Annotated in this window: 24 protein-coding genes; 11 read left to right on the forward strand and 13 right to left on the reverse strand. The window is 59.5% G+C overall.

Going from position 1 to position 24,563, the window contains the following annotated elements; genetic code table 11:
- Positions 1 to 42 precede the first annotated feature (42 nt).
- Genes ACJ8PE_RS18715 through ACJ8PE_RS18735 form a run of 5 tightly spaced genes read right to left on the reverse strand, consistent with a single transcriptional unit; the run spans position 43 to position 5,901 of the window.
- A complete protein-coding gene (locus ACJ8PE_RS18715; protein WP_108680414.1) occupies positions 43 to 762 on the reverse strand; it encodes an enoyl-CoA hydratase-related protein in 720 nt (239 codons plus the stop codon).
- Positions 755 to 1,927, reverse strand: a complete 1,173-nt coding sequence (locus ACJ8PE_RS18720; protein WP_033642618.1) for an MFS transporter — start codon at positions 1,925 to 1,927, stop codon at positions 755 to 757. The genes ACJ8PE_RS18715 and ACJ8PE_RS18720 overlap by 8 nt, the downstream gene beginning before the upstream one ends.
- Complete coding sequence (gene hemA / locus ACJ8PE_RS18725) at positions 1,924 to 3,135, reverse strand: 5-aminolevulinate synthase (RefSeq protein WP_042784152.1); 1,212 nt, start codon at positions 3,133 to 3,135, stop codon at positions 1,924 to 1,926. Before hemA ends, ACJ8PE_RS18720 begins: the two co-directional genes overlap by 4 nt.
- A 15-nt stretch (positions 3,136 to 3,150) precedes the next feature.
- Entirely contained in the window at positions 3,151 to 4,362 is a 1,212-nt protein-coding gene (locus tag ACJ8PE_RS18730) for an acetyl-CoA C-acyltransferase (protein WP_197792755.1), read from the reverse strand.
- 9 nt (positions 4,363 to 4,371) lie between these two features.
- Positions 4,372 to 5,901: a 3-hydroxyacyl-CoA dehydrogenase NAD-binding domain-containing protein gene (locus ACJ8PE_RS18735; protein WP_197761139.1), complete on the reverse strand. Its 1,530-nt coding sequence runs from the start codon at positions 5,899 to 5,901 to the stop codon at positions 4,372 to 4,374.
- Positions 5,902 to 6,248: 347 nt separating this feature from the next.
- On the opposite strand from ACJ8PE_RS18735, the gene ACJ8PE_RS18740 reads away from it, so the two are divergent.
- The 3 genes from ACJ8PE_RS18740 (at position 6,249) to ACJ8PE_RS18750 (ending at position 8,431) form a co-directional block, all read left to right on the forward strand.
- Complete coding sequence (locus tag ACJ8PE_RS18740) at positions 6,249 to 6,965, forward strand: autoinducer binding domain-containing protein (protein WP_197792756.1); 717 nt, start codon at positions 6,249 to 6,251, stop codon at positions 6,963 to 6,965.
- Positions 6,966 to 7,144: 179 nt separating this feature from the next.
- Positions 7,145 to 7,573: a universal stress protein gene (locus tag ACJ8PE_RS18745; RefSeq protein ID WP_033642623.1), complete on the forward strand. Its 429-nt coding sequence runs from the start codon at positions 7,145 to 7,147 to the stop codon at positions 7,571 to 7,573.
- A gap of 177 nt (positions 7,574 to 7,750) precedes the next feature.
- Positions 7,751 to 8,431 carry a hypothetical protein gene (locus ACJ8PE_RS18750; protein WP_094141838.1) on the forward strand — a complete coding sequence of 227 codons (681 nt, stop codon included), beginning with the start codon at positions 7,751 to 7,753 and terminating at the stop codon, positions 8,429 to 8,431.
- A 46-nt stretch (positions 8,432 to 8,477) separates the two neighbouring features.
- Here the strand turns inward: ACJ8PE_RS18750 and ACJ8PE_RS18755 are convergent, their stop codons facing one another.
- The 5 genes from ACJ8PE_RS18755 to ACJ8PE_RS18775 form a co-directional block, all read right to left on the reverse strand.
- The gene (locus ACJ8PE_RS18755; protein WP_197792758.1) at positions 8,478 to 9,491 is read right to left on the reverse strand and encodes an Ldh family oxidoreductase; all 1,014 of its coding nucleotides are present in this window, start codon (positions 9,489 to 9,491) and stop codon (positions 8,478 to 8,480) included.
- An 18-nt stretch (positions 9,492 to 9,509) separates the two neighbouring features.
- Positions 9,510 to 11,075: an APC family permease gene (locus ACJ8PE_RS18760; protein ID WP_072627916.1), complete on the reverse strand. Its 1,566-nt coding sequence runs from the start codon at positions 11,073 to 11,075 to the stop codon at positions 9,510 to 9,512.
- A gap of 44 nt (positions 11,076 to 11,119) precedes the next feature.
- A complete protein-coding gene (locus ACJ8PE_RS18765) occupies positions 11,120 to 12,736 on the reverse strand; it encodes an aldehyde dehydrogenase (NADP(+)) (protein ID WP_197792760.1) in 1,617 nt (538 codons plus the stop codon).
- Positions 12,737 to 12,790: 54 nt separating this feature from the next.
- On the reverse strand, positions 12,791 to 13,711 hold the full coding sequence (locus ACJ8PE_RS18770; RefSeq protein ID WP_033650710.1) for a dihydrodipicolinate synthase family protein: 921 nt from the start codon (positions 13,709 to 13,711) through the stop codon (positions 12,791 to 12,793).
- A gap of 207 nt (positions 13,712 to 13,918) precedes the next feature.
- Entirely contained in the window at positions 13,919 to 14,773 is an 855-nt protein-coding gene (locus ACJ8PE_RS18775) for an AraC family transcriptional regulator (protein WP_197806149.1), read from the reverse strand.
- Between the two features lie 387 nt (positions 14,774 to 15,160).
- On the opposite strand from ACJ8PE_RS18775, the gene ACJ8PE_RS18780 reads away from it, so the two are divergent.
- The 4 genes from ACJ8PE_RS18780 to ACJ8PE_RS18795 are packed head-to-tail and all read left to right on the forward strand — an operon-like array spanning position 15,161 to position 18,750.
- Positions 15,161 to 16,108 (forward strand): 4-hydroxyproline epimerase, encoded by a 948-nt coding sequence (locus ACJ8PE_RS18780; protein WP_197792763.1) that lies wholly within the window; start codon positions 15,161 to 15,163, stop codon positions 16,106 to 16,108.
- Positions 16,108 to 17,232: an NAD(P)/FAD-dependent oxidoreductase gene (locus ACJ8PE_RS18785; protein ID WP_197792764.1), complete on the forward strand. Its 1,125-nt coding sequence runs from the start codon at positions 16,108 to 16,110 to the stop codon at positions 17,230 to 17,232. The genes ACJ8PE_RS18780 and ACJ8PE_RS18785 overlap by 1 nt, the downstream gene beginning before the upstream one ends.
- Complete coding sequence (locus tag ACJ8PE_RS18790) at positions 17,229 to 17,489, forward strand: (2Fe-2S)-binding protein (protein WP_033642632.1); 261 nt, start codon at positions 17,229 to 17,231, stop codon at positions 17,487 to 17,489. The genes ACJ8PE_RS18785 and ACJ8PE_RS18790 overlap by 4 nt, the downstream gene beginning before the upstream one ends.
- Positions 17,482 to 18,750, forward strand: coding sequence for an NAD(P)/FAD-dependent oxidoreductase (locus ACJ8PE_RS18795; protein WP_197792767.1), 1,269 nt, complete (start codon positions 17,482 to 17,484; stop codon positions 18,748 to 18,750). The genes ACJ8PE_RS18790 and ACJ8PE_RS18795 overlap by 8 nt, the downstream gene beginning before the upstream one ends.
- A 47-nt stretch (positions 18,751 to 18,797) precedes the next feature.
- Here ACJ8PE_RS18795 and ACJ8PE_RS18800 read toward each other — a convergent pair whose 3' ends face one another.
- Positions 18,798 to 19,157: a hypothetical protein gene (locus tag ACJ8PE_RS18800; protein WP_033642634.1), complete on the reverse strand. Its 360-nt coding sequence runs from the start codon at positions 19,155 to 19,157 to the stop codon at positions 18,798 to 18,800.
- Positions 19,158 to 19,700: 543 nt separating this feature from the next.
- Between ACJ8PE_RS18800 and ACJ8PE_RS18805 the strand changes: the two genes are divergently transcribed.
- Together ACJ8PE_RS18805 and ACJ8PE_RS18810 are read left to right on the forward strand one after the other, a co-directional pair.
- Complete coding sequence (locus ACJ8PE_RS18805; protein ID WP_033642635.1) at positions 19,701 to 20,015, forward strand: hypothetical protein; 315 nt, start codon at positions 19,701 to 19,703, stop codon at positions 20,013 to 20,015.
- A 174-nt stretch (positions 20,016 to 20,189) separates the two neighbouring features.
- On the forward strand, positions 20,190 to 20,621 hold the full coding sequence (locus ACJ8PE_RS18810) for a hypothetical protein (protein WP_033642636.1): 432 nt from the start codon (positions 20,190 to 20,192) through the stop codon (positions 20,619 to 20,621).
- Positions 20,622 to 20,638: 17 nt separating this feature from the next.
- Here ACJ8PE_RS18810 and ACJ8PE_RS18815 read toward each other — a convergent pair whose 3' ends face one another.
- Both ACJ8PE_RS18815 and ACJ8PE_RS18820 read right to left on the reverse strand, forming a co-directional pair.
- The gene (locus ACJ8PE_RS18815; protein ID WP_025302360.1) at positions 20,639 to 20,980 is read right to left on the reverse strand and encodes a GlpM family protein; all 342 of its coding nucleotides are present in this window, start codon (positions 20,978 to 20,980) and stop codon (positions 20,639 to 20,641) included.
- Between the two features lie 129 nt (positions 20,981 to 21,109).
- Positions 21,110 to 21,334: a DUF2594 family protein gene (locus ACJ8PE_RS18820; protein ID WP_004927950.1), complete on the reverse strand. Its 225-nt coding sequence runs from the start codon at positions 21,332 to 21,334 to the stop codon at positions 21,110 to 21,112.
- A gap of 694 nt (positions 21,335 to 22,028) precedes the next feature.
- Between ACJ8PE_RS18820 and uvrY the strand changes: the two genes are divergently transcribed.
- Both uvrY and uvrC read left to right on the forward strand, forming a co-directional pair.
- Positions 22,029 to 22,685, forward strand: coding sequence for a UvrY/SirA/GacA family response regulator transcription factor (gene uvrY, locus ACJ8PE_RS18825; protein WP_004927947.1), 657 nt, complete (start codon positions 22,029 to 22,031; stop codon positions 22,683 to 22,685).
- Entirely contained in the window at positions 22,678 to 24,510 is a 1,833-nt protein-coding gene (gene uvrC / locus ACJ8PE_RS18830) for an excinuclease ABC subunit UvrC (protein ID WP_071845073.1), read from the forward strand. Before uvrY ends, uvrC begins: the two co-directional genes overlap by 8 nt.
- Positions 24,511 to 24,563: the final 53 nt, after the last annotated feature.

The raw sequence follows: 24,563 nt of genomic DNA on the forward strand, positions 1-24,563 counted from the left end.
CGGGAAATGCCGGCTCAGGCAAGCCGGCAAGCAATAAGGGGGTTAACGACGAGCGGCCGCCTGACGCAGGCGTTCGACCGGCGCCTGCTGAAAATCGAACGATGGCGCCTCGCGCTGCGTCAGCCCCTGGCGCACGATGGCCTTCACGGCCAGGCTGGCGGCGAGATCCTTCCCGGCGATCTGCTCGGCGATGCGCAGCGCTTCTTCCCGAGCCGAGCCCTCGCTGATGCGGGAAATGGCGCCGTGTGACAGGGCCTCCCGCGCACCGACGGTTCTGCCGGTCAGCAGCCAGTCGAGGGCGACATAGGGAGAAACTCGCGCCGGCAAGCGCGCGCATCCGCCTTGCGCGGCGACCAAGCCGAGCCCGGTTTCGGGAAAGCTGAAGCGCGCGTTCTGGCCGGCGACGATCAGATCGCAAGCCAGGGCGAGCTCAAAGCCGCCCCCGTAAGCGATGCCGTCAACGGCGGCGATGATCACCTTGGCGATCTGCGCATGGATCAGTCCCCCGAATCCCTCTGGCGTGACGATGGGCAGTTCGCCCTGTCGGAACGCGTTAATATCCATGCCGGCGGAAAATACCGCCGGCTGACCGGCCAGGACGATCGCGCGTATCGTATCGTCATTATCCGCCTGCCGCAGGTAACTGCGGATCAACTCGGCCATCTGCAGGTTGATGGCGTTCTTTTTCTCCGGCCGATTGAGGGTGATGACCGCAACCTGCGCGCCATAACGTTCGTAAAGCACCGGCGGTGATTCACTCATCGCTGGCCTCCCCGCGGAAAAAGATCAGCGTCAACAGCAGGGCGATGGCGCCGAGCGGTAGCGAGAACAGCGGCAAATAGTGGGCCGGCAACGCGTAGAGCGTCAGGCCGCCCAGCATGCCGCCCGCCGCGATGCCGGCGTACAGCACCGAGCTGTTGAGCGACACGGTCAGCGCCCCAAAACGCTTCGACAGCGACAACAGGTGATGTTGGATTGGCACCAGATACATCCAGCCGGTAATGCCCCAGATAAGAAAGATGGCCAACACCCACCACGGCGAGGTGACGTAAAAGGCCAGCAGGAACAGGGACAGCGTCTGGATCGCCACCGAAAACAGCAGCACGAATTTGCTGCCTAGGGCGTCGGTCAGCGCGCCGGAGGCAAAATTGCCGATCACCGCGCCAATGCCGAACACCAGCAGCGCCAAAGGCAGAATGGCTTCCGGGCCGAACTGGGTGTCTTTCAACAGCACGCTGACGTAGCTGTAAACAATGTGCTCCGAGCACACGGCGAAAAAGGTGATAAGCAGCGTGGTCAGCACCGCCTTTTGCCGCAGCGGGGCGAGCCGTTCTTTCAACGAATGTTTGCCCGGCGCCGCAATAGCGCGCAGCGCCAGCGACAGGCCGAGCAGCGCCACCGCCCCCAGCAGGGCGATGAACAGAAAGATGTCGCGCCAGCCGATCAGTTTGGCCAGAAAGGTGCCGAACGGAATACCGAGCGCGATGGCCAGCGTCATGCCACCATAGACGATGGAAATAGCCAGGCCGCGGCGTTTTTCCGCCACCAGCCCCACCGCGGCGGCGGCGGCCTGCGGGGTGTAACAGGCCGCGCCCAATGCCGCCAACACTCGGCCGAACGATATCTGCAGGTAGCTGGTGGCCCAGGCGCAGGCCAGGTTGCCGGCGATGAACAGCACCAGCGCCAACTGCAGGATGTGCTTGCGGTTGACGTTGCCCAGCAGCCAGGCGGTCAGAGGCGCAAACAGCATGTAGGCCAGCGCGAATACCGATATCAACTGCCCCGCTTGCGCGGGGCTGACGGCAAATGTCGCGGAAATGTCGCTGAGCACGCCGGCGACGATAAAGGCGTCGGTGCCGATGGCGAAGGTCCCGGTCGCCATCAGACACAGCGTGACCAGATGGCCGTTATAATCCGCTAACTTCATCCCGCCCTCCGCAGATCGTTTACCGCCCAGACCCGGCTCAACGCCGCCAGGAAGGTCTCCACGTCGGCATGGGAATGCGCCGAGGTCGGCGTTACCCGCAGCCGCTCGCTGCCCGCAGGCACCGTCGGGGCATTGACCGGTTGCACGTAAATGTCGTGCTCATCGAGCAGCACTTTACTGATGTGTTTGTTGCGATGGGGATCGCCGACCCGCAGCGGCAGGATATGGCTGTCTGCCGACACCAGCGGGATGCCGGCGGCGCGCAGACCGGTCTTCAGGTGATCGACGATCGCCAGCAGGTGCTTGCGTTGGGTGTCGTGCTCGAGGTTGTATTTAAAGCTGGCCAACGCGGCGGCCACCACCGGCGCCGGCGACGAGGTGCTGAAGACGAATGCCGGCGCCCAGCTGCGCACGGCTTCCACCACCGAACGGGGCGCGGCGATATAGCCGCCCGCCGCACCGTAAGACTTGCCGAACCCGCCCTGGATAATGGTGATTTTATCCAACAGGCCCAGCTGTTCGGCATAGCCCAGCCCCCGTTCGCCATACACGCCGGCCGAATGAATTTCGTCGAGATAGGTCAGCGCCTGATACTGTTCTGCCAGCGCCACAATCTGCGCCAGAGGAGCAAAGTCACCGTCCATGGAATACAGCGACTCAAAGGCGATCAGCTTTGGCCGCGCCGGATCGGCGGCCTGCAGCAGCTCGGCGAGGTGCGCCACGTCGTTATGGCGGAAGATTTTTTTCTCCGCCTTGCTGTAGCGAATCCCGTAAATCATCGAGGCGTGATTCAGTTCGTCAGAGAACACGATCAGATCGGGAATGGCGTCGCACAGGGTGGACAAGGTGGCGTCGTTGGCGCCGAAGCCGGTGGTGAACAGCAGCGCCGACTCTTTGCCGTAGGCGCTGGCCAGCAGCGTTTCCAGTTCAGTGTGATAGACCGAGGTGCCGGAAATGCTGCGGGCGCCGCAGGTGCCTAACCCGACTCGGTTAACCGCGTCGGTGGTGGCCAGCAGCACTTTGGGGTGGTGGCTCATGGCCAGATAGTCGTTTGAGCACCAGACGTTGAGACGGCGCTCGCCTTGTTGCCCGTGGCTGGTGGCCCAGGGTTTGTCCTGTACGCCGCGTTCAAGGTTGAGGAACTCGCGAAAACGCCCCTGCTTTTTGGTTTCCGCCAACTTTTCTTCAAGAATGTTCAGTACGCTCATAGCATGTTCCTTGTGTTAAACGGCTTTAAGGTTTAATGACAGGCCCTGACCGACGCCGACGCACATTGTGACCAATGCGTTGCCGGCCTGCCGATCGCGTAATTCCAGCGCCGCCGACAGCACCAGGCGCGCGCCGGACATTCCCAGCGGATGGCCGAGCGCGATGGCGCCGCCGTTTGGGTTGACGCGCGCGTCGCCGGCGTCGATGCGCCAGTGTTTCAGCGCCGCCAGAACCTGCGCGGCGAAGGCTTCGTTAATCTCGATGATGTCAAAATCATTCAGCGTGAAACCGCCGCGCTGCAGTAAGCGCTCGGTGGAAGCGATCGGCCCCAGCCCCATCAGCGCCGGCGCGACGCCGGCGGCCGCGCTGTCGCCGATCTCCGCCAGCGGTTGCCAGCCCTGGCGTTTCACGTAGCGTCCGGAGGCCAGCAGCAGCGCGGCGGCGCCGTCATTGATGCCGGAAGCGTTGCCGGCGGTGACCGAACCACCGGCGGCGAAGGCCGGTTTCAGCGCCTGCAACTGCTGCAACGTGCTGAGCCGGGGGAATTCGTCCTGTGCGAATATGCGGGTGGTTTTACGATCCGCCGGCACATCCACGGGCGTGATTTCCCGCGCCAATCGACCACTGTCGATCGCCCGGCGGGCTTTTTGCTGCGAGCCCAACGCGAACAGATCCTGTTCCTCGCGTGAGATACCCTGCTGTTGGGCCACGTTTTCCGCCGTGATGCCCAGCGGATCGCTGCCGTAGCGTTCCGCCAGGCGCGGGTTGACAAAGCGCCATCCCAGCGTGGTGTCGTACAGCTTTACCCCCTTGTCGAACGGCGTTTCGCCCTTGCTCAGCACATAGGGCGCGCGGCTCATGCTTTCCACGCCGCCGGCCAGAATCAGTTCGCTGAGGCCGCTGCGGATTTTCGCCGCGGCGTAGATCACCGCATCCAACCCGGAGGCGCAAAGGCGGTTGAGGGTGATGGCCGGCACCGACTGATCCAACCCGGAAAGCAGCGTCGCCATGCGGGCGACGTTGCGGTTGTCTTCGCCGGACTGGTTGGCGCAGCCCAGCACCACTTCATCCAGATCCTGCTGCGTCGCCGGATGGCGCTGAAGCAGGCTGCGAATAATCGTCGCCGCCATATCATCGGGGCGGGTATGCGCCAGGCTGCCGCCATAGGCGCCGATCGCCGTGCGCGTGCCGTCGATCAGATAAACACCGTCATCTTTAATGCTCATCATGGATCCTTAAGGCGTGGTGGTCAGCGCCGGTTGGGCGGCGTGCAGAAGGGTGTAATGCGGCGCATAGCGCGCCGCGTGCAGCAATTGCGCCAGGTTGCTCAGCGTCGTCCTGACATTTTCCTCCCCGAGGCGAGTGAGCCAGCCGAAAATACCGTCGGCGTAGTTCACGCCGGCGACGGCGGCGACATCAATGTCTTCCCGGCTGCAGACGCCGCTTTCCACCATGATCACCGACTCGTTGATCAGGCTGCTGAGCACGCGGGCGACGATCAAGGCCGGGGAATCCTTGATAAATTCCACCTGCGGGATCGCGGTGTGCAGCAGGCGTAAAAACAGCGCCTTATTGGCCGCAGAGGCGTGGCGGCTATGCGCCGCCACCAGGTACGCCGTATCGCCGTAGTTCAGGGCGACATCGACGACAAAGGCGTCCGCCGCGGTCTGTTCGGCAAGCTGGTTTGCCGTGCGGCCATCGGTAACGCTGACGGTGAAAGCGTCATTGACCTGAATGGCGGCGCCCAGGCCCGGTAATGTCGGCCGTTGTTCCACGCGCAGCCGCGGCCATTGCAGGGTGGCCCGCTGCTGTAGCAGGGTAAAGAGAGGATGTTCACCGTAAATGCGTAGCGTCTCGACCTCCGCATCGACGACGGCCGCAAGCGGCGGGGGAGATTCTTCGGCGGAAAAATAGGAGCGGCCGTTCTTTTTGCCCAACAGACCGGCATCGACCAGCGAGCGCTGCAGATGGCCCGGGGTATAGCGCGGATCGTACTGCATGTCCTGCCAAATTTGCCGGCTGACCTGATAGTTGATGTCCTGACCGATAAAATCGGTCAGCTCGAGCGGCCCCATGCGAAAGTGTCCGCCGGCTTTGAGGGCGCGGTCGATCTGCGGCGCACGCGCCACGTGTTCTTCCAACAGGCGGAACCCTTCCAGATAGTAGGGGCGGGCCATACGGTTGACGATAAATCCCGGCGTGGCCTGACAGACGACATCGCGTTTCCCCAACGCCGCCACCAGTTGACGGCAACGTTCGGTGGTGACCTGTGCGGTAAAATAGGCCGGAATGATTTCAATCAGCTTCATCAGCGGCGCGGGGTTGAAAAAGTGCAAACCGATAAAGCGTTCGCTGTGCGTCACCGCCGTCGCCAGCTTATTAAGCGACAGTGAGGAGGTATTGGTGGCGATCAGCGTGTCGGGCTTGACCGTCGCGGCGATGGCCGCCAGCACCTCGAGTTTGGCTTGCTCATGCTCTGCGATGGTTTCGATCACCAGATCGCTGTCGGCGATGGCCCCAAATTCCGCGGAGAACGTCAGATTAGCCAGCACCGCGTCTTTGTCCTGCAGCGCGAGCTTGCCCTGTTCCACCTTTTTGTTCAGGTCTTGCACGATAGCGTCGCGAGCTTGATTGAGGGTATTGCCGTTGCGATTATAAAGCACCGTACGAATGCTTTTTTGCGCCAAAAGATAAGCGATGCCTCTGCCCATCGTTCCCGCGCCGATAATCGCAGCCGATTGAATTGCCGCATTACTTTCTGCCATAGAAAATCCCCGTCACTGTATGCCATGCGAAATTCGCAAATTCTTATTATCTCTTTGGATTTACGGCGGCACCGGGTGCCTGTGAGGAAAGTAATTGGCGGTGTCTTGGCTGTCTAACGGTAGAAATGACAGGTTTACCTGCAGACGGGGTTATGCTATTCGCGTAGTTTTGCGGCTCAGCCCAATAAAAAGGCTTATTCTGAGGGAAATAAACCGGGGAATAGCTTTTTTCGTTATAGCGTTCGTATTTTTTATTATATGAAACGGCTATTGGCGCCGGGCGGCGATATCCTATAGTGAGTCTGACCTATCGATAAATCGACATCGCTATTTGGAGAACCTGCGTTATGGATACCCGCACTCAACGGCTCATGGCGGAGGTGATTGGCAGTTTGACCGATCGCGAACGTTTTCTGACCCAACTGGGGCGCTGCGTCGAGGCGCTGGGTTTTGATTATTTCTCCTACATCGTTTTTTCCTGTTATCCGGCGAGCCGGCCAAAAATGCGGGTTGAAGGAACGTTTCCAGAGCGCTATCTCGAGGATTATCGGCGGCAGCGGGCGTATTTGCAGGATCCTGTCATCGAGCGAGCCCACCATTCCACGCTGCAATTCCAGTGGGACGAAAGTTTTTATCACGAGCGGCCGGCGCTTTGGCAGCGCATGTCGCAGTTTGGTCTGCACACCGGGTGGTCGCAATCGGTCAAGGATTGCTATGGTCGCCTGGGGATCCTGACTTTTGCCGGCAAGACGCTGCCGCAGCAAACGCCGCAGGCCGGCGCGGTGAATGAACTCTTTTTCCTTTGGCTGGCGCAAACCGCCCACAAAACGCTGCGTGAAGCGTTGATATCGGTGAACGACGAAGCGATAAAAGATGTGCTGACGCTGCGGGAGAAAGATATCTTGCGCTGGTGCAGCGAAGGCAAAACGGCGGAAGAGATCGCGCTGCTGATGGGGGTGAGTGAACGTACGATCAATTTCCATATCGGTAACTCGATTAAAAAACTTTCGGTCGCCAATAAGACCGCAGCCACCGCCAAAGCCGTTTATTTACAGCTGATTTAATTGCGAGAAATAAATAATTAATCGCCTATCAGTTAGCGGCGCGATGTTTATATTTTGTTAAATTAAGCATTGTCCTTATCAGTATTTACCTCCGATCACAAAAGCGTGATAAAGCGGTTCACCGAGCCCGTGCACGGCAGTACTCTGTAGGCACCCGGTTTACATAGAAAGGATGTGATATGTACAAGACTATTTTAGTGCCGATAGATATTGAAGAGGATCTGTTGACCGAGCATGCGCTGAAGCATGTGGAATATTTGGCGAAGATGTCCGGCGCTAAAGTGCATTTTTTCCATGCGCTGCCGGATGCCTCGGCTTTTGTTACTGCCTATTCGTTCGGTCTCAAGGAGTTTGAGAATCAGGCGGAAGTGAAGGCGGTGGAGAAGCTGAAGAAAATCATGTCGGAAATCGATCTGCCGTTAGATCGCCTCAATTACACCGTCAGCTTTGGCTCTGCGCGCGATCAGGCGCTGGAACTGGCGGAAGAGATCGACGCCGATCTGATCATCATCGGTTCGCGTCGCCCGAGCGTGAAAACTTATCTGTTGGGCTCCAACGCCGCCGCCATCGTTCGCCATGCCAATATATCGGTGATGGTGGTCCGATAATCCTCCTTTAAGCCCGCCGTTTTCATGCGCGTTCTGCGGTCGCCGGTCGGCCGCAGAACGCAGGCTGCTTTATTGCCATCTCAGCCTGAGCTGCTACGATTTTAGCTGACGTTTTTTATGCCGACCGGGCCAGCGGCCTTGCGCATATTCTTTATTTCAGCCAGAAGAGGGGCAGCCATGCCATTAGAAGTCGATGGGATCATCAGAGGCGATCGAGGCAGTGAACCGAGCCATTGGCAACATACGCCAACCAAACCGCTTATCACGCTGACCTGGCATCACACCATCCCCTGGAACTGTTTACGCAATGTCTGGAATGGTCTGGTGGCTGGCGAGCACTGGAACGCGCTCGACGAGTTTATGAATCTGATCGGTGTGCCTAACCGCGCCGAGGTGCTCAAACAGATCAAGAATGAAAATCTGCAGGATCGCGATGGGTTACATACCCTGGTGACCTGGCAAGGCTGGAATATCGTCGAGGGTCCGGGTAACGAATATCGCGCGCAGGGTGACGATCCCGGTGAAAATTTCGACGACTGGTCCGGCAAAGGCATGAGCACGAATCAGCAAGCGACGCTACAGCAGGTCAAAGTGTTGTATCAGGTGATGGCACCGCTGGGAAGCCGCGCGCTGGACGCCGCCAGACAGGCGCCGAACATTACTGCGGAAGAAGCGAGCGTCTTGCAACGAACGATTAAACAGACCCGCCCAACGTTGCGCGGAAAGGAACCGATCCGGTGGCAAGAGGACATGTGGCACAAAGTGCAACCAGGTAAAGAGGCGAAACATTTCGCCCAATGGGACAGCAAACCCGTGTGGCGCAAGCGCCTGCACAGCGACTTGGCTCAGGCAGGCTAAACTTCGCCCCGCGCCGGATTGGCGGCGCGGGGGCATCAATTCGGCGCTAATCGCACAGCGCCGCTATCTCGTCGTACAGCTTTCTGGGGATTTCAACGCCGTATTGTTCGCTGTGGCGCCGTTGCCGATAGCGCCGCTCGCCGGGAATGCGTGCGCCTTGCGCTTGCATGTCGGCAAACATCGCCTCCGCGCTGGCGAAATACCGCTCCTTATCCGCGCCGAGAAAACGCTCGGGATCCAACGCGATGATCAGTTCACCGCCGTAGGGCGATGAACCGGTGCCGTCGTCATAGGCCAGCGATTCTTTGCTGGTCATGTCGCCGATCAACGGCCCAGCCAACAATTCAACCATGGCCGCCAGCGCCGAGCCTTTATGGCCGCCGAAAGTCAGCATCGCGCCCTCCAACACGCTGGCGGCGTCGGTGGAGGGGTTGCCTGCCTTATCAATGCCCCAGCCTTCCGGCAGCGGGGTGCCAGCGCGGCGATGCAATTCGATTTCGCCGCGCGCCGCCGTGCTGGTGGCCATGTCGAACAAAAACGGCGGCCGAGCCGGGCGCGGCCAGCCGAAGGCGATAGGATTGGTGCCGAATAGCGGGCGTGAACCGCCGGCCGGCGTCACCCAAGCGTGGCTGGGCGTGCAGGCTAAGGCCACTAAACCCTGTTCGGTCAGCGGTTCGATGTCGGCCCACAGCGCGGAGAAATGCACGCAGTGGTTGATCGCCAGGGCGGCGATGCCGTTGGCGCGCACCTTATCGATAAAGGCCGGCAGAGCGGTGCGGTAGGCGAGCAGGGAAAAGGCGCCGCCGGCATCGGCGCGCAAGATGGCCGGCGCCTGGTCGAAGAGCCTGGGTTTCGCATCGGCAGAGACTTTGCCCGCCCGTAATGAGCGGACGCAGCCCAACAGCCGGTACAACCCGTGCGAAGCACAGCCGTCGCGCTCGCCCTGAATGACATTTTGCGCCACTGTCTCGGCATGCGCCTGATTGAAGCCGTTGCAGCGCAGTGCGCGTAGCGCCAGTTGATAAGCGTGTTCCAGCGACAAAACGTGCATGGTTGTCATTTCGATGTCCTCCCTGGGTCATTCTTCTTCATCGCCGATAAAATTGGCCTGGGGTAAACAGGTATAGGCGCCCCAGTAGTAAATCGCCAGCGCAATCACCGCCATGGTGAGGGTGTCCCACGGATGAGCAATAGCGCCGATGCCGCCGAAACTGCTGAGGTAGGAAAGCGTGATCGTCAGCGCATAGAAGACGATTAGCCACAGCGAGGACCAAATTTGCTGCCTGAGGCTAACGGCGTGGGTCGGCACCTGATTCTTGAACAGGATGTAGATGAAGAACATCAGTATCTGCAAGCCGAGCAGCCAGGAGACGGTGTCCCAGCCGGACCAGAAGACGATCAGCGCCGAAATGATAAATGACAGCGGGCCGAGCACGCAGAAACCGCGCACCCGGAACGGACGCGGCATATCGGGCGCATTGCGCCGCAGCCCGGCGGCGGTGACCGGGGCGATGGCGTAACTCAGCACCAGCGCGGCGGACACCACGCCGATCAGCTTTTCCCACGATGGGAACGGCAGCGTCCAGAAGACCGAGAGGGCGAAGGTGAGCCACAACGCCGGGCGCGGGATACCGGATTCACCATCCACCCGGGTGAACAGTTTGAAGAAGGTGCCGGCGCGTGCCCACCCGTAGATCACGCGAGGCGTGGCGTTCATGTAGATGTTGCCGGTGCCGCTGGGCGAAACGATCGCGTCGCTGACCACCAGAAACGCCAGCCATCCCATGCCGAGCGTGATGGCGATATCGCGGAACGGCAGAGAAAACTGTTGGCTGATGCCGGCCCAGCCGCCGCTCAGCATCTCGCTGGGGATACTGCCGAGAAACGCTATCTGCAGCAGCACATAGATGATGGTGGACAGCACGACTGACAGGATCAGCGCGATGGGAATGGTGCGCTGCGGTTTTTGCACCTCGCTGGCGACCGAAATGATCGGCGTCAGGCCGAGGTAGGCGAAGATGATGCCGCCGGCGGAAATGGCGGCTTCAACCCCGGCGGAGCCGAAGGGGGCAAAGCCCTGGCTGTGCAGGTTTTCCGGTTTGAAAAAGCTGAACAGCACCACGATCACCAACAGCGGCACCAGAAACTTCAGCACGCTGATGAGATTATTGGATTTGGCGAAGGTTTTGACGCTGTAGTAGTTGAGCGCGAAGAAAAAGCACAGCAGCGCCAACTGCACCAGCCAGCCGAGCGCTGTCGGATCGCCGGAACCCGGCTGGCTGAGGAGCGGGAACCAGGCGGCGGCGTACTGACGGGCGGCGACGACCTCGATAGCGATCAGACTGGAGAAGGCGATCAGCGTGATAAACCCCAGCAGATAGCCCATCAATTCGCCGTGCGAGAACACCGGATAGCGAATGATGCCGCCGGCGCGCGGCAGGGCGGCGCCCAGCTCGCAGTAGACGATGCCCAGCAGCAGCACCGCCAGGCCGCCGATCAGCCAGGAATAGATGCCGGCGGGGCCGGCGATGGAGGAGACATGGCTGGCGGCGAACAGCCAGCCTGAGCCGAATATGGCGCCCAGACCGATGAACGTCAGATCGGTGAGCGTAAGCTGCTTCTTGAATTTGCCTTGGGTTGTCATGGTATTACCCTTTTGTTATTGAGTGGCAGGCAGATGCGGCCGGGCTAATGTTGGGCAGGTGAAACTATGGGATCTCGGGTGTAAACGCCGTTCACCAGCCGCAGCAGGTTGAGCGGGTTGGCGTCCTGCAGCGGCGGCGGCAGCAGCGCCGCTGGGGTGTTTTGCAGGCAGACCGGCCGCAGGAAACGCTCGATGGCCAGCGTGCCTACCGAGGTGCCGCGTGCGTCGCTGGTCGCCGGATAAGGGCCCCCGTGCACCATGGCGTCGCACACCTCTACCCCGGTTGGATACCCGTTGAACAGCACCCGGCCGGCTTTGCGCGTCAGCAATGCCGTCAGCCCGGCGGCCATATCGAGATCGCCGTCTTCCGCCAGCAGCGTGACGGTCAGCTGGCCTTGCAACGCCGCCAGCGCCGCATGCAGCTGCGCTTCGTTATCTACCGTCACCAGCACGCTGGCCGGGCCGAAGACCTCTGTTTGCAGCAGCGGATCGGCCTGCAGCAGCAATGTGTCCTCCGCCTGATAAAGCTGCGCCGCTGCCCGGTGAGGCAGAATCTCGCGCTCCCCCGCCAGATGCCGTATGTGCGGATGGGCATCGAGCGCGGCCAGCCCGCGCCGGTAGTGTTCGAGCGTGCCGGCATTCAGCATCGGCTGTGGGGGGGCGGCGTCGACCAATGCGCTCATCGTCGCGGCCAACCGTTCGAAGGCGACGCCGCGCAGCGCGACGATCACGCCGGGCTTGGTGCAAAACTGGCCACAGCCGAGCGTGAAGGAGGAGACCAGTTCCTGCGCGATGTGCTGCCCGCGCCGAGCCAACGCCTGCGGCAGGATCACGACCGGGTTAATGCTCGACATCTCGGCGAAGACCGGGATCGGCTGGGGACGCTGCGCGGCCAGATCGAACAGCGCCCGGCCGCCTTGCAGTGAGCCGGTAAACCCCACGGCCTGAATCGCCGGATGCTGCACCAGCTCGGCTCCCACACGGTTGCCGAAGATCATGTTGAAGACGCCGGCGGGCATGCCCATACGTTCCCTTGCGCGCTCGATCGCCTGAGCGGTCAGCTCGGCGGTGATCATATGGCCGCTGTGTGCCTTGAACACGACCGGGCAGCCGGCGGCGAGCGCGGCGGCGGTATCACCGCCCGCGGTGGAAAACGCCAGCGGAAAGTTGCTGGCGCCGAACACCGCCACCGGACCGAGCGCCGTGCGATATTGACGCAGATCGGGACGCGGCAGAGGAGAACGCTGCGGCAACGCGCAGTCGATGCGCACGCCCTCGACGTCGCCGCGTCGCAGCAGCGTGGCGAACAGCCGCATCTGGCCGCTGGTTCTGGCGCGTTCGCCGCTTAACCGCGCCGGCGGCAGGGCGGTTTCCTGCATGGCGAAGGCGAAGAAGGTCTCATCCAACGCGTCCAGCTCCTCGGCGATGGCGTCGAGAAAACTCGCGCGTTGTTCGGCGCTGCATTGCGAATAGGGATCAAAGGCCGCCGCGGCGGCTTCGGCGGCGGCGGCGGTTTCTGCCGCCGTAGCCTGGTGGAAGCGGTAGCCGGTCGGCTGACCGTCGTCGGCGCGCAGGCTGAGCAGCGCCGCTTCTCCCGTAGCACGGCGCTGGCAGCCGATAAATTGTTGGCCGCTGATGGCGGCATCGCGAGCGTTGGGCATGGGTCCCCCTGGTAGAGAAAGTGCGACGCCCGGCGTGGCCGGGCGGTGAAGGCGTTACAGGCCGACGTTCGGCAGCGCGGGACGAGTGGCCAGCGCTTTATCGATCACGGCGTTGATTTCGGAGAGCGTTTCACCCTGCAGCGCCAGACGCGGCGGGCGAGTGACGGCGCTGCCGCGGCCAACCCGCTGTTCGCACAGCTTGATGCATTGCACCAGATCGGGGCGGGCATCGAGATGCAGCAGCGGCATGAACCAGCTGTACAGCGCCAGCGCTTCCTCATAGCGTTTTTCCTTCGCCAGGCGGAACAGGGTTTCCCCTTCGCGCGGGAAAGCGTTGGACATGCCGGAGATCCAGCCTTGCGCGCCGACGGCGATGCTCTCCAGCACCACATCATCCAACCCGGCGAACAGTACGAAGCGATCGCCGACTTCGTTGCGCAGATCGATAAAGCGGCGGGTGTCGCCCGACGAGTCTTTGAAACACACGATGTTCTCGCAATCGACCAGTGAGGTCAGGATGTCGGGCGTGACGTCATTTTTGTAAATGGGAGGGTTGTTGTAGACCATGATCGGCAGATCGGTAGCGCCGGCGACGCTGCGAAAGTGCGCGGCGGTTTCGTGCGGCTTGGCGGAGTAGACCAGCGCCGGCATCACCATAATGCCGTCGACGCCGGCCTTTTGCGCTTCACGCGCCATGTTTTGCGCGAAGGCGGTGGTGAATTCGGCGATGCCGGCGATCACCGGTACTTGGCCGTCGGCGGCGTCCCTTGCCACTTCGATCACCGCCAGCTTTTCCTGTACCGTCATCGAGGTGTTTTCACCGACGGTGCCGCAGACGACCAGGCCGGAGACGCCGTCGCGCACCAGGTTTTTGATCACCGTATGCGTGGCGTCGAGGTCCAGAGAAAAATCGTTGCGGAACTGGGTCGTCACCGCCGGGAATACGCCGCTCCAGCTTAGGGTTTTATGGCTCATCGTGTTTGTCCTGTCGTCCGAAAGTGTTAATAAAAGGTGAATCTTTGGTGAGTCTCACCGACAGATTGACCGGTATTGCACAGGGAGGCTTGACGCTTTTCGCCGATTGCTGCGACGAAATTGGCACAATGGCGCCGGAAAACGGGCATGCAGAAATCGGGCGCCGGTGCGCCATAAAGAATGCTTTTAATGCGGTAAATCAGCGAATTAAGCGGAAAGCGTCAGGCGGAAATCGCGCGGTGTGGAACCGGTCATCGCTTTGAACTGACGGCTGAAGGCGCTGTGATCGGTATAGCCGCACTGCAGCGCGATGTCGGTGATCGGCAGCTCGCCCGCCAGCAGTTCCGTGGCCTTTTCCAGCCGCACTTTGTGGATCATCTGGCGCGGAGTGAGGTGGAAGATACGTTTGCAGTAGCGTTCTATCTGCGCCACCGATAACCCGGTCAACGCCGTCAGCTCCTCGAGCGCGATCGGCCGGGCGTAGTGGCGGCGGATGTATACGTCGATCGCGGCCAGCCGTTGGTAAGCCGGATGATTGGCTTTGGCCTCTTGCAGATCGTGTGAAATGCCCGCCATTCCGATGATTTTTCCCTGCGCGTCGTACAGCGCCAGCTTTTGCGTCAGGCACCAGCCGGTTTCACGGCCGTTGTACAGGTGCATTTCCAGCTGATCCTGGATCAGCACGCCGTGGCGCAATACCCGCAGGTCTTGCTCGGTGTAGCCGGATCCGAGCTGCGCGGGGAAAACGTCGGCGGACGTCTTGCCCAGCAGCGGCGCGACGGTCTTGAAGCCGCAGCGCCTGGCCAGCGTCAGGTTGGCCAACAGGTAGCGCGCCTGGGCGTCTTTGATAAAGAACACCACATTGGGAATCGCGTTCAGCAACGGCGCGATCAGCGCCAGCGTATTGAGCAGATCGCGCAGGTTGTTCGGACGCTGCTGCGCCAGCCCGTCGCACAGGCGCGACAAATGTTCGACGGCGAAAACGTCCTCCTGATCCGGCAGCTTCACCAGGGCAGGCGGCGAGAGAGAAATCTGATGTTGATGGTCTGAAATGGATCGCATAGCAGTCCCTTTTCGGTCGTTAGCCGGAAAAACAGGCGGCCAGGTTGGCGCTTTCGCATCAATATTAACTTTTTTGTAACGAATCAAGCGCTATTTCCGGCTGGCTACCAAATATGCGGATCGCCGCATACTTTTGCCGGACGGCGCGCGCCGGTTGCTTGAAAACTGCGGCATTTCTCGCTACGCGGTGGTTTAGCATGAAAGTAACGTCATGATAAATAAGTTATTGTTATGGTTGCGTTAAACGTATGCCCGTGATGGGCCAGGCTAGCCTGTCGTCATTGTGCTGATTTCTTCATTCGCCACGCCGAAACGCATCAAGCCGTCATGCGCGCATTCGTTCAGGCTAACGTCATTGGTAACATCTCATTAACCCTGGAGACGCCGATGGCACTTTCTGCGCATATCACCGCTTTGCGGGCGATTGATTCTCATACCGGCGGGGAGCCGACCCGGCTGATCGTCGAAGGCTTCCCCGACCTTGGCGAAGGCAGCATGGCGGAACGGCGGGCGCATTTCGCGCAACATTATGACGATTGGCGCTGCGCGGTGATGCTCGAACCCCGCGGCAGTGACGTGTTGGTGGGGGCGTTGCTGTGTCGGCCTTGTTCGCCGCAGGCTACCGCCGGGGTGATCTTTTTCAACAACACCGGCTATCTGGGCATGTGCGGCCACGGCACTATCGGGCTGATTGCTTCGTTGGCGCATCTCGGGCGCATCCGCGCCGGGCGTCATCTGCTCGAGACCCCGGTCGGCCCGGTGAACGCCACGCTGCATGATGACGGCAGCGTTACCGTAGAGAACGTGGCGGCTTATCGTTATCGCCACCAGGTGCGAGTTGAGGTGGCCGGTTACGGCCCGGTGACGGGGGACATTGCCTGGGGGGGAAACTGGTTTTTTCTCATCGGCGAGTCGCCGTTGACCATCGATAAACACAATCTGGAGGCGCTGACCGCGTTCACCTGGGCGGTCCGGCAGGCGCTTGAACAGGCGGGCATTCGTGGCGAAGACGGCGGGGCGATCGACCATATCGAGCTGTTCGGTGACGATCCGCAGGCCGACAGCCGCAGCTTCGTGCTGTGCCCCGGCAAAGCCTACGATCGATCGCCGTGCGGCACCGGCACCAGCGCCAAGCTGGCGTGTCTGGCGGCGGACGGCAAACTGGCGCCCGATATGAACTGGCGCCAGGCCAGCGTCATCGGCAGCGAATTCCAGGCTTATTACCGCTGGAACGGCGAGCGCATCACCCCCTTTATTCGTGGGCAGGCTTATGTATGCGCCGATAGCCAACTGCTGCTCGACGAACGCGATCCTTTTGTCTGGGGCATACGCTGATGGGCGGCGGACGGGGAGTTGATGCCATCGTGGTGGGGGCCGGCATCATCGGCGCCGCCTGCGCCTGGCGGTTGGCGAGGGAGGGGTACCGCGTCTCGGTAGTGGACGACTGTCGCGCCGGCGCCACCGCCGCCGGCATGGGGCACCTGGTATGCATGGACGACAACCCGGCCGAGCTGGCGTTGAGCGCTTATTCGCTGCGGTTATGGCGTGAAGTGACGGGCCGGATGCCGCAAGCCTGCGCCTGGCGCGGCTGCGGAACGCTGTGGTTGGCGGAGCAAGCGAATGAAATGGCCATCGCCGAACAAAAGCGGGCGCGGCTGGCGGAGCAGGGCGTGGCGGCGGAATTGCTGACGGCGGAGCAGGTTGCCGCCATGGAGCCGATGCTGCGGCAGGGGCTTGCCGGTGGGCTGCGGGTGCCGGGCGACGGCATTTTGTATGCGCCGAACGCGGCGCGTTGGCTGTTGGCCGACGCTGGCGCGGCGATCGATGTGGTGCAGGGTGAAGCGATCGCGCTGGACGAGGCGGTGGTGCGGTTGGCGGACGGCAGAGCGCTGGCGGCGCCGGTGGTCGTCTTGGCCTGCGGCCTGCGGGCCAATGATTTGTTGTCGCAGCCGTTGCTGCGTGCCAAGAAGGGCCACCTGGCGATCACCGATCGTTATCCGCCGCGGGTGCGGCATCAGTTGGTGGAGCTGGGGTATGGCGCCAGCGCGCATGCCAGCGACGGCGCCTCCGTGGCGTTCAATGTGCAGGCGCGGCCCACCGGGCAATGGCTGATCGGTTCTTCCCGCCAGTTCGATTCCGTCGATTCGTCATTGGATATGCCGCTGCTGGCGGCGATGCTCATGCGCGCGCAGCATTTCTTGCCCGCACTGGCGCAGCTGAACATCATTCGCTGTTGGACCGGGCTGCGCGCCGCCTCTGCCGATGGATTGCCGCTGTTGGGCGCACATCCGCGGCATACCTGGTTGTGGTTGGCGTTGGGGCACGAGGGGCTGGGCGTCACGACCGCCCTCGGCAGCGCCGCGCTGCTTGCTGCGCAGATCGGCCGGCAGGCGCCGGAGATTGATGATTCCCCGTATTTGGCGGCGCGGGCGTTTGCCGCCGAGGAGCTGCCCGTATGAAAGAGAGGCAAAACACGCTCGCGTTGAGCATCGACGGCAAACCCTACCGGGTGCCGGTTGGCATCAGCGTTGCCGCGGCGCTCAGTTTGTGCGGCGGGGATCATTGCCGGTTGTCGATTTCACGCCAGCCGCGCGCACCATTTTGCGGCATGGGCGTTTGTCAGGAATGCCGGGTAACCATTAACGGTCTGCGCCGCCTGGCGTGCCAGACGTTGTGCCAATCCGGCATGCGGATTGAGAGGAGCGATGATGAGTGACTTCGATTGCGAGGTGCTGATCGTCGGCGCCGGGCCGGCCGGCATGGCGGCAGCGCTGGCGGCGGCGGAAAACGGGGGGCAGATACGGGTGATCGATAATAATCCGCACCCCGGTGGGCAAATCTGGCGTGATGGGCCGCAGGTGGCTTTGCCTGAAGCGGCGAGACGATATCGGCAGGCGATGGCGGCGCGGGAAAATATTGTGCTGCACTCCGGCTGCAAGCTGGTGGCGCAGTGTGGCGCTAACCGATTGGCGTATGAAGACGCTGAAGGCTGCGGCGTGATTCGCTATCAAAAGCTGATTCTATGCAATGGCGCCCGTGAACTGCTGCTGCCGTTTCCTGGCTGGACGTTGCCGGGAGTGAGCGGCGCCGGTGGTCTACAGGCGCAAATCAAGCAGGGGCTGGCGATCCGCGGCGAGCGGGTGGTGATAGCCGGCAGCGGTCCGTTGCTGTTGGCGGTGGCGAAAAGTGTGAAACAGGCCGGTGGCGAGGTCGTGCTGGTAGCGGAACAGGCGGTGCTGCGGCGATTGGCGGCATTCGCCGGCGGCCTGTGGCGTTGGCCGTCCAAGCTGCGTCAGTCGTTTTCTCTGATTCAGACTCATTACCGTGCCGATAGCCGAGTATTGGCGGCATTGGGGCAAGAGCGCTTGACGTCAGTGCGCGTCGGCAACGGCGGGCGGGAAAGTACGGTGGCCTGCGACAGGCTGGCCTGCGGCTTCGGTTTGGTGGCGAATATTGAACTGGCGATGCTGCTGGGATGCCGGATCGCACACGACGCCGTCGCGGTGGATTATTGGCAGCAAACCAGCCAGGCGCAAATTTATGCCGCCGGGGAGTGTACCGGTATCGGCGGCAGTGAACTGGCGCTCACCACCGGCGCTATCGCCGGTTATGCCGCCACCGGGCAAAAGGCAAAAGCCGAATCCCTGACGGCGCAGCGGCGGCGATGGCGGCGTTTCGCCACGTCGACAGCGGCCGCTTTTGCGCTTGATGAACGCATGAGTTATCTGGCCAAACCGCAGACGCTGCTGTGCCGCTGCGAAGACGTCACGCTGGAACAGGTATGCCATCAACCTGACTGGAACACGGCCAAGCTGAGCAGCCGCTGTGGTATGGGAGCCTGTCAGGGCAAGGTTTGCGCGACGGCGGCGCGGCACCTGTTGGGGTGGCCTTTGCCGCCGCCACGCGTCCCTTTAACGCCGGTGCGGACGGAAACGCTGGTTGCTCTGGGAAGGCATTGCAGCGACGACGATAATTGATGGGGCATCGCGGCAGTGGCGTTTCAGTCCAAATCGATTTCGCTGCATCACCACTGCGGCCAATAGTAGGTTTTCTCTCGCCAGCCCTTGCCGTACATACAAGCCTCGATGGTGGCGTTTCGGGCTGACTGATTGCGATCGGTCTGTACCGTTTTGATCGACGGCTCTTTGTCATAGCGATATCCCGATGGACAATCTTTCTTATTCTTCTCGCAAGGGATGTATTTGTTTTCGTAGCTGAACTCTACGTCCCGCACGACGTCTGGCGGGAAGCGATCGTAGCCCCGACTGCGGCATTCGGCATATTCGGCATTTCGGGTGCTCTCAACTGCGCCGGGTCTTTCCCATTGGGTACAGGCAGTCATCATCAATAACGGTAAAACAATCAAACAACGGTAATTCTTCATGGTGTCCCTAACTCTTCCTCTATCCTGGTGATCACTGACTAGGAATCTTCCCAACCAGCGATGCGAAAAAGTGTAATCAACTGACGGCACAATTGGAAATGATAATGGTTATTGTTTAGGGGTGGTTGAGGCAACGGCACCCTGAAATGCGCCGTCGGCGATAGGGGAGAGGCTTACAAGGGGCTGATCTGACGATGAGAGTGTGTGGGCAGAGCGATTTTATATCTTTTCTCTTTTTGCTGCATGGCCTGGTCATTATCTCAGCGTTATGAGAGGGAAGAACAGTATGCAAGCTAAGTATTTTCTTATCCTGTTTAAATGGAATTTTGAATTAAGATATTTACCCATGGCCAAGTTTTAATGCACGGTATTAATGCTCTATTTTTTTTATTTCTGTTTTTTTATTGTGCCTTTATTTTCGGAATTCTTCCATTAAATACTTTTTAGTTACAGGGAATTCATTTGCATTTTAAATTTGGATTTTTTAAATTCAGCTCAGATGAGGGATAACCGTTAGCGACAGGTTCAAAAAAGGAGTTTATTTTGTCTGGGATAAAGAAAACGCCTGAAAGCCATGGCGGTTTGCCTTCACCATCAGGGGATTATGATAATTTTAAGCACCTTTCCGATGTTGGCACCGTGTTGGGATATGGGCGAACTCGCTTTTATCAGTGGTGCCGCGGACGCGGATTTCTAACGCCGATGAATGTTCCTTCGCATGAAATGCTCAGTCTGGGATATATGGTGGCAGTGCTGTCAGAGACCGGTCATACCCGGGTTTACGTCACGCCGGATGGCTTCAGCTACGTCAGTGACGCGTTTGCGGCAGATATCCAACGTGGCATGGTAAAGTTTTAAATTTGTAAAAATCGCCTTTATTTCAAGGTCTTTAATACAGAATCTTCTTATCCGGAAAGACGCGCTGGGCGATGAGTGGGAAGTTATCCGATTTTTTCGTCTCTGCGACATGAAGGCTACTGACAGCAGCTATTCTCTTGTTACGATAAGCATTATTTTTTTCAGGAGCCAAGGATGAAGCATTACGCCGCGTTGTTGTTCGCCTCTGCACTGTTGACGGGATGTGCGACCCAAGCCGTACCACCGCAACAGGCTGAATTACCGCCCCCAAGCCGTCTGATGCTTTATCAGAATATCCCGGATACGCCATACGCTACGGTGGTGGTGGTGCGCGACAGTGGAATGCTGGCGGGTAGCTGCCGCACCGGCGTTTATGTGAATGGGGAGTTCGCCGCTTCGCTGGGCGCGAAAGAAAAAGCGGAGTTTCGCGTGCCGCCGGGCAATACTTCGGTGAGCATCGGGCAAGATATGATAGAGAACTCTCTGTGTATTTGGCGTGATACCAGCGGCAGCGTGCCGATGACGCTGCGCGCCGGTGAAAGCCGCTATCTGCGTATCGCCGGCGATCGGCAGCGAGGCTTCGTTTTGCAGGCAGGGCGGCCGTAACCGCCCAGGCAAGGGCGTTAACGCCCTTGCCACCATCCCCACAGCGTAATTAATAGCCACGCCGCCGCAATCCAGCACAGTACCGCCGCACCCAGCGCTAACGACAGCCGCAGGCTGTTAATCAGGAAATACAGCGAAATCAAATACACCAGATAGGGTAACACCGCCCACATGCCGAAAATCAGCGTCGTTTTCAGCGCCGCTATTGAGCGTTCGCTGCCGACAACATAATGCGCAATCAAAGCGAAAGTGGGGAAGAGCGGGACTAAACCGGCGATATAATAGTTGCGCGTTTTGGCCAGCAGGCCGATCAGAACCACGACCAGCGCGCCTATCAGCGCTTTGACAAGGATGCCCATAACGGTCTCGGGTGTCGGGGGAAAGCCAACACACTGCCCGAAAGCCTGAGCAGAATCAATGGCGTATTGCGTATTGCGTAGTGCGGAGAAAAACAGACCCGCATGAACCGCGGGTCTGAGCGGCAGCGTTTACTGGCGGTAAGCGTGCTTGATTTGCTGAATGCTGTTCTTGAAGATTTCCGCCTGGGTCGGATCTTCAATCTGGGCGATGAAACGTTCCATGTTGATGATGACTTTCCCGGCATCGGCCTGGCCGATCGACTTCAGGATCAGCGTCAGCGTGGCTTTGAGGCAGGCAACCTCGGTCGCCAAGATCTCCGGGTTTGCAGACGTAGTGAAATCAACGTTGCTCATTTTCTCTCCTGATTTTTGAGGCCGTAGCCTGATACAAGCTGCTTTAGCGCACCGCGCGCGGACTATAGGCAAGTTGCCCACGCACGGCGGCGAATTTAACTGGGCGCGGAGTATAGCATAGCATGCGTCAGCCATCTGCACCGGGCTTGCTCTGGCGGCGCTGGTGGGTGAAGTTTGCTCATTGCACGCCCGGGTTATCCATTGTCGGCCAGTTATTTCGAGGCGGTTAACAAGTATTTGCCCGGCACGTTATTGTTGAACAATCGGGGTTATTATAATTATTGGGGGCGGGTGGCACTGATTTTGCCGGCGTTGGTCGGTAATAATAGTTTTGTACGCCGGCTGTCAGGCTCGCGTTGGCCGCGGCTTTAAATATCAAATGATTACAAACAGCCAACAGCCGTGTTAATATTATTCATGTCGTGATTGCTTACACAGATTTCTCCCTCGCGGCATGATTGTCGCGCTATCCTGTGTCTGACGCAGCGCGACGAAATTATTTTCGTCGCTCGATCTTTTCCGACGTGACGATTTATCGGCGGCATAGACGGCTAAAATTGAAAAATCAGCTATGCTCCGCAAAGTTATTCGGAAGTATGTATTAATCTGTGTTCATTCTTGTCTGAAAAACAAGTAATATCTCTGGCGAAAACAGAGGCTGATTGCGTTACTCCCTTTTTTTGGAGAATTTTCCTTGATTAGCGTTCTTCTTGTTGATGACCACGAACTGGTGCGCGCAGGGATACGACGCATTCTTGAAGATATCAAAGGTATAAAAGTTGTCGGTGAGGCCCAGTGCGGTGAAGACGCCGTAAAATGGTGCCGTGGCAACGCTGTCGATATCGTGCTGATGGACATGAATATGCCGGGCATTGGCGGGCTGGAAGCCACGCGCAAGATTGTGCGTTATGCACCCGACGTCAAAGTCATCATGCTGACTATCCATACCGAAAATCCCTTGCCCGCGAAGGTGATGCAGGCGGGGGCCGCCGGCTACCTGAGCAAGGGCGCCGCGCCGCAGGAAGTGATTAACGCCTTGCGTTCCGTGCATGCGGGGCAGCGCTACATCGCGTCTGATATCGCCCAGCAAATGGCTCTGAGCCAGCTGGAGCCGCAGGCCGAAACGCCGTTCAGCTGCCTGTCTGAGCGCGAGCTGCAGATCATGTTGATGATCACCAAAGGCAAAAAAGTGAATGAGATCTCGGAGCAACTGAGTCTCAGCCCGAAAACGGTGAACAGTTACCGTTACCGTATGTTCAGCAAATTGAATATCAGCGGCGACGTCGAACTGACCCACCTGGCCATCCGACATGGATTGTTCAATGCGGAGACGTTGTTAAGCAGTGAATGACCGTTTTGATGCCAAAGCTTTCCTGAGTACCGTCACCAGCCAACCTGGCGTCTATCGTATGTATGACGCCACTGGCACGGTGATCTACGTCGGTAAAGCCAAAGACCTGAAAAAACGTCTCGCCAGCTATTTTCGGCAACAGGTTAGCAGCCGTAAAACCGAAACGCTGGTTAAAAATATCGCGCAAATAGACGTAACGGTTACCCATACCGAAACAGAAGCGCTGTTGTTGGAACATAACTACATTAAATTGTACCAACCGCGATATAATGTTCTTTTGCGAGACGATAAATCTTATCCGCTGATTTTTCTCAGCGCCGATACCCATCCCCGTTTAGCGGTGCATCGCGGCGCCAAACACGCCAAGGGCGAATATTTCGGTCCTTTTCCCAACTCTTACGCCGTGCGCGAAACGCTGGCGCTGCTGCAGAAGCTGTTCCCGATCCGCCAGTGCGAAAACAGCGTGTATCGCAACCGCTCGCGCCCGTGTCTGCAGTATCAGATCGGCCGCTGCCTGGGCCCTTGCGTCGCCGGCCTGGTGAGTGAAGAAGAGTACCGGCAGCAGGTGGACTACGTACGGCTGTTTCTTTCGGGCAAAGATCAACAGGTGTTGCACCAGCTGATTGCCCGCATGGAAGAGGCCAGCAAGCTGCTCAATTTCGAAGAGGCGGCGCGCATACGCGATCAAATTCAGGCCGTGCGCCGCGTTACCGAGCGGCAGTTCGTGTCGGGCGACAGTGACGATCTGGATGTCATCGGCGTGGCGTTCGACGCCGGTATGGCATGCCTGCACGTGCTGTTCATCCGTCAGGGCAAGGTGTTGGGCAGCCGCAGCTATTTCCCTAAGGTGCCGGGCGGTACGGATATGAGCGAAGTGGTGCAGACTTTCGTCGGCCAATTTTACCTGCAGGGCAGCCAGGCGCGCACGCTGCCCGGCGAGATCCTGTTGGATTTCAGCTTGCCGGAAAAGGACCTGCTCGCAGAATCGCTCTCCGAGTTGGCGGGGCGCAAGATCCAAATTCAAAGCAAGCCGCGCGGCGACCGCGCCCGTTATCTGAAGCTGGCCCGCACCAACGCGGCAACGGCGTTGACCACCAAGCTTTCGCAACAGTCGACGATCCATCAGCGGCTGGCGGAATTGGCCAAAGTGCTGAATCTGGCGGAAATCAACCGTATGGAATGCTTCGATATCAGCCATACCATGGGCGAACAGACCGTAGCTTCGTGCGTGGTGTTCGACGGAAACGGCCCGGTGCGTTCGGAGTATCGGCGCTACAATATTAGCGGCATCACCCCCGGCGATGACTACGCGGCGATGACGCAGGTGCTGAAACGCCGTTACGGCAAAGCGCTGGAAGAGAAAAAAATCCCGGATGTCATTTTCATCGACGGCGGCAAAGGGCAGCTCGGCATGGCGATCGACGTGTTCAACTCGCTGAACGTCACCTGGGACAAGAATAAACCGTTGCTGATCGGCATCGCCAAAGGCGCCGATCGCAAGGCCGGGTTAGAAACGTTGTTCTTCGTGCCGGAAGGCGAAGGGATTTCGTTGCCACCGGATTCGCCGGCGCTGCATGTGATCCAACACATCCGCGATGATTCACATAATCATGCGATTACCGGTCACCGGCAGAGAAGGGCGAAAGTCAGAAATACCAGCGCACTGGAACTGATTGAGGGCGTAGGGCCGAAACGGCGCCAGGTGCTGTTGAAGTATATGGGCGGACTGCAACCTTTGTTGAACGCCAGCGTGGAGGAAATTGCAAAAGTGCCGGGTATTTCACAAGCATTGGCAGAAAAGATCTACAATGCATTGAAACACTGAGGGCAATGTAGCAACATACTCTTAATTTCCACTTTAGCCAGATAGTTACCGTA

This window comes from Serratia sp. CY74737 (genome assembly GCF_052166775.1).
Classification (GTDB): Bacteria; Pseudomonadota; Gammaproteobacteria; order Enterobacterales; family Enterobacteriaceae; genus Serratia; species Serratia ureilytica.

Bases quoted from the DNA above. Each gene is read 5' to 3' on its own strand.
- ACJ8PE_RS18715 (WP_108680414.1), bottom strand. From the start codon at position 762: ATGAGTGAATCACCGCCGGTGCTTTACGAACGTTATGGCGCGCAGGTT.
- ACJ8PE_RS18720 (WP_033642618.1), bottom strand. From the start codon at position 1,927: ATGAAGTTAGCGGATTATAACGGCCATCTGGTCACGCTGTGTCTGATG.
- hemA (WP_042784152.1), bottom strand. From the start codon at position 3,135: ATGAGCGTACTGAACATTCTTGAAGAAAAGTTGGCGGAAACCAAAAAG.
- ACJ8PE_RS18730 (WP_197792755.1), bottom strand. From the start codon at position 4,362: ATGAGCATTAAAGATGACGGTGTTTATCTGATCGACGGCACGCGCACG.
- ACJ8PE_RS18735 (WP_197761139.1), bottom strand. From the start codon at position 5,901: ATGGCAGAAAGTAATGCGGCAATTCAATCGGCTGCGATTATCGGCGCG.
- ACJ8PE_RS18740 (WP_197792756.1), top strand. From the start codon at position 6,249: ATGGATACCCGCACTCAACGGCTCATGGCGGAGGTGATTGGCAGTTTG.
- ACJ8PE_RS18745 (WP_033642623.1), top strand. From the start codon at position 7,145: ATGTACAAGACTATTTTAGTGCCGATAGATATTGAAGAGGATCTGTTG.
- ACJ8PE_RS18750 (WP_094141838.1), top strand. From the start codon at position 7,751: ATGCCATTAGAAGTCGATGGGATCATCAGAGGCGATCGAGGCAGTGAA.
- ACJ8PE_RS18755 (WP_197792758.1), bottom strand. From the start codon at position 9,491: ATGACAACCATGCACGTTTTGTCGCTGGAACACGCTTATCAACTGGCG.
- ACJ8PE_RS18760 (WP_072627916.1), bottom strand. From the start codon at position 11,075: ATGACAACCCAAGGCAAATTCAAGAAGCAGCTTACGCTCACCGATCTG.
- ACJ8PE_RS18765 (WP_197792760.1), bottom strand. From the start codon at position 12,736: ATGCCCAACGCTCGCGATGCCGCCATCAGCGGCCAACAATTTATCGGC.
- ACJ8PE_RS18770 (WP_033650710.1), bottom strand. From the start codon at position 13,711: ATGAGCCATAAAACCCTAAGCTGGAGCGGCGTATTCCCGGCGGTGACG.
- ACJ8PE_RS18775 (WP_197806149.1), bottom strand. From the start codon at position 14,773: ATGCGATCCATTTCAGACCATCAACATCAGATTTCTCTCTCGCCGCCT.
- ACJ8PE_RS18780 (WP_197792763.1), top strand. From the start codon at position 15,161: ATGGCACTTTCTGCGCATATCACCGCTTTGCGGGCGATTGATTCTCAT.
- ACJ8PE_RS18785 (WP_197792764.1), top strand. From the start codon at position 16,108: ATGGGCGGCGGACGGGGAGTTGATGCCATCGTGGTGGGGGCCGGCATC.
- ACJ8PE_RS18790 (WP_033642632.1), top strand. From the start codon at position 17,229: ATGAAAGAGAGGCAAAACACGCTCGCGTTGAGCATCGACGGCAAACCC.
- ACJ8PE_RS18795 (WP_197792767.1), top strand. From the start codon at position 17,482: ATGAGTGACTTCGATTGCGAGGTGCTGATCGTCGGCGCCGGGCCGGCC.
- ACJ8PE_RS18800 (WP_033642634.1), bottom strand. From the start codon at position 19,157: ATGAAGAATTACCGTTGTTTGATTGTTTTACCGTTATTGATGATGACT.
- ACJ8PE_RS18810 (WP_033642636.1), top strand. From the start codon at position 20,190: ATGAAGCATTACGCCGCGTTGTTGTTCGCCTCTGCACTGTTGACGGGA.
- ACJ8PE_RS18815 (WP_025302360.1), bottom strand. From the start codon at position 20,980: ATGGGCATCCTTGTCAAAGCGCTGATAGGCGCGCTGGTCGTGGTTCTG.
- ACJ8PE_RS18820 (WP_004927950.1), bottom strand. From the start codon at position 21,334: ATGAGCAACGTTGATTTCACTACGTCTGCAAACCCGGAGATCTTGGCG.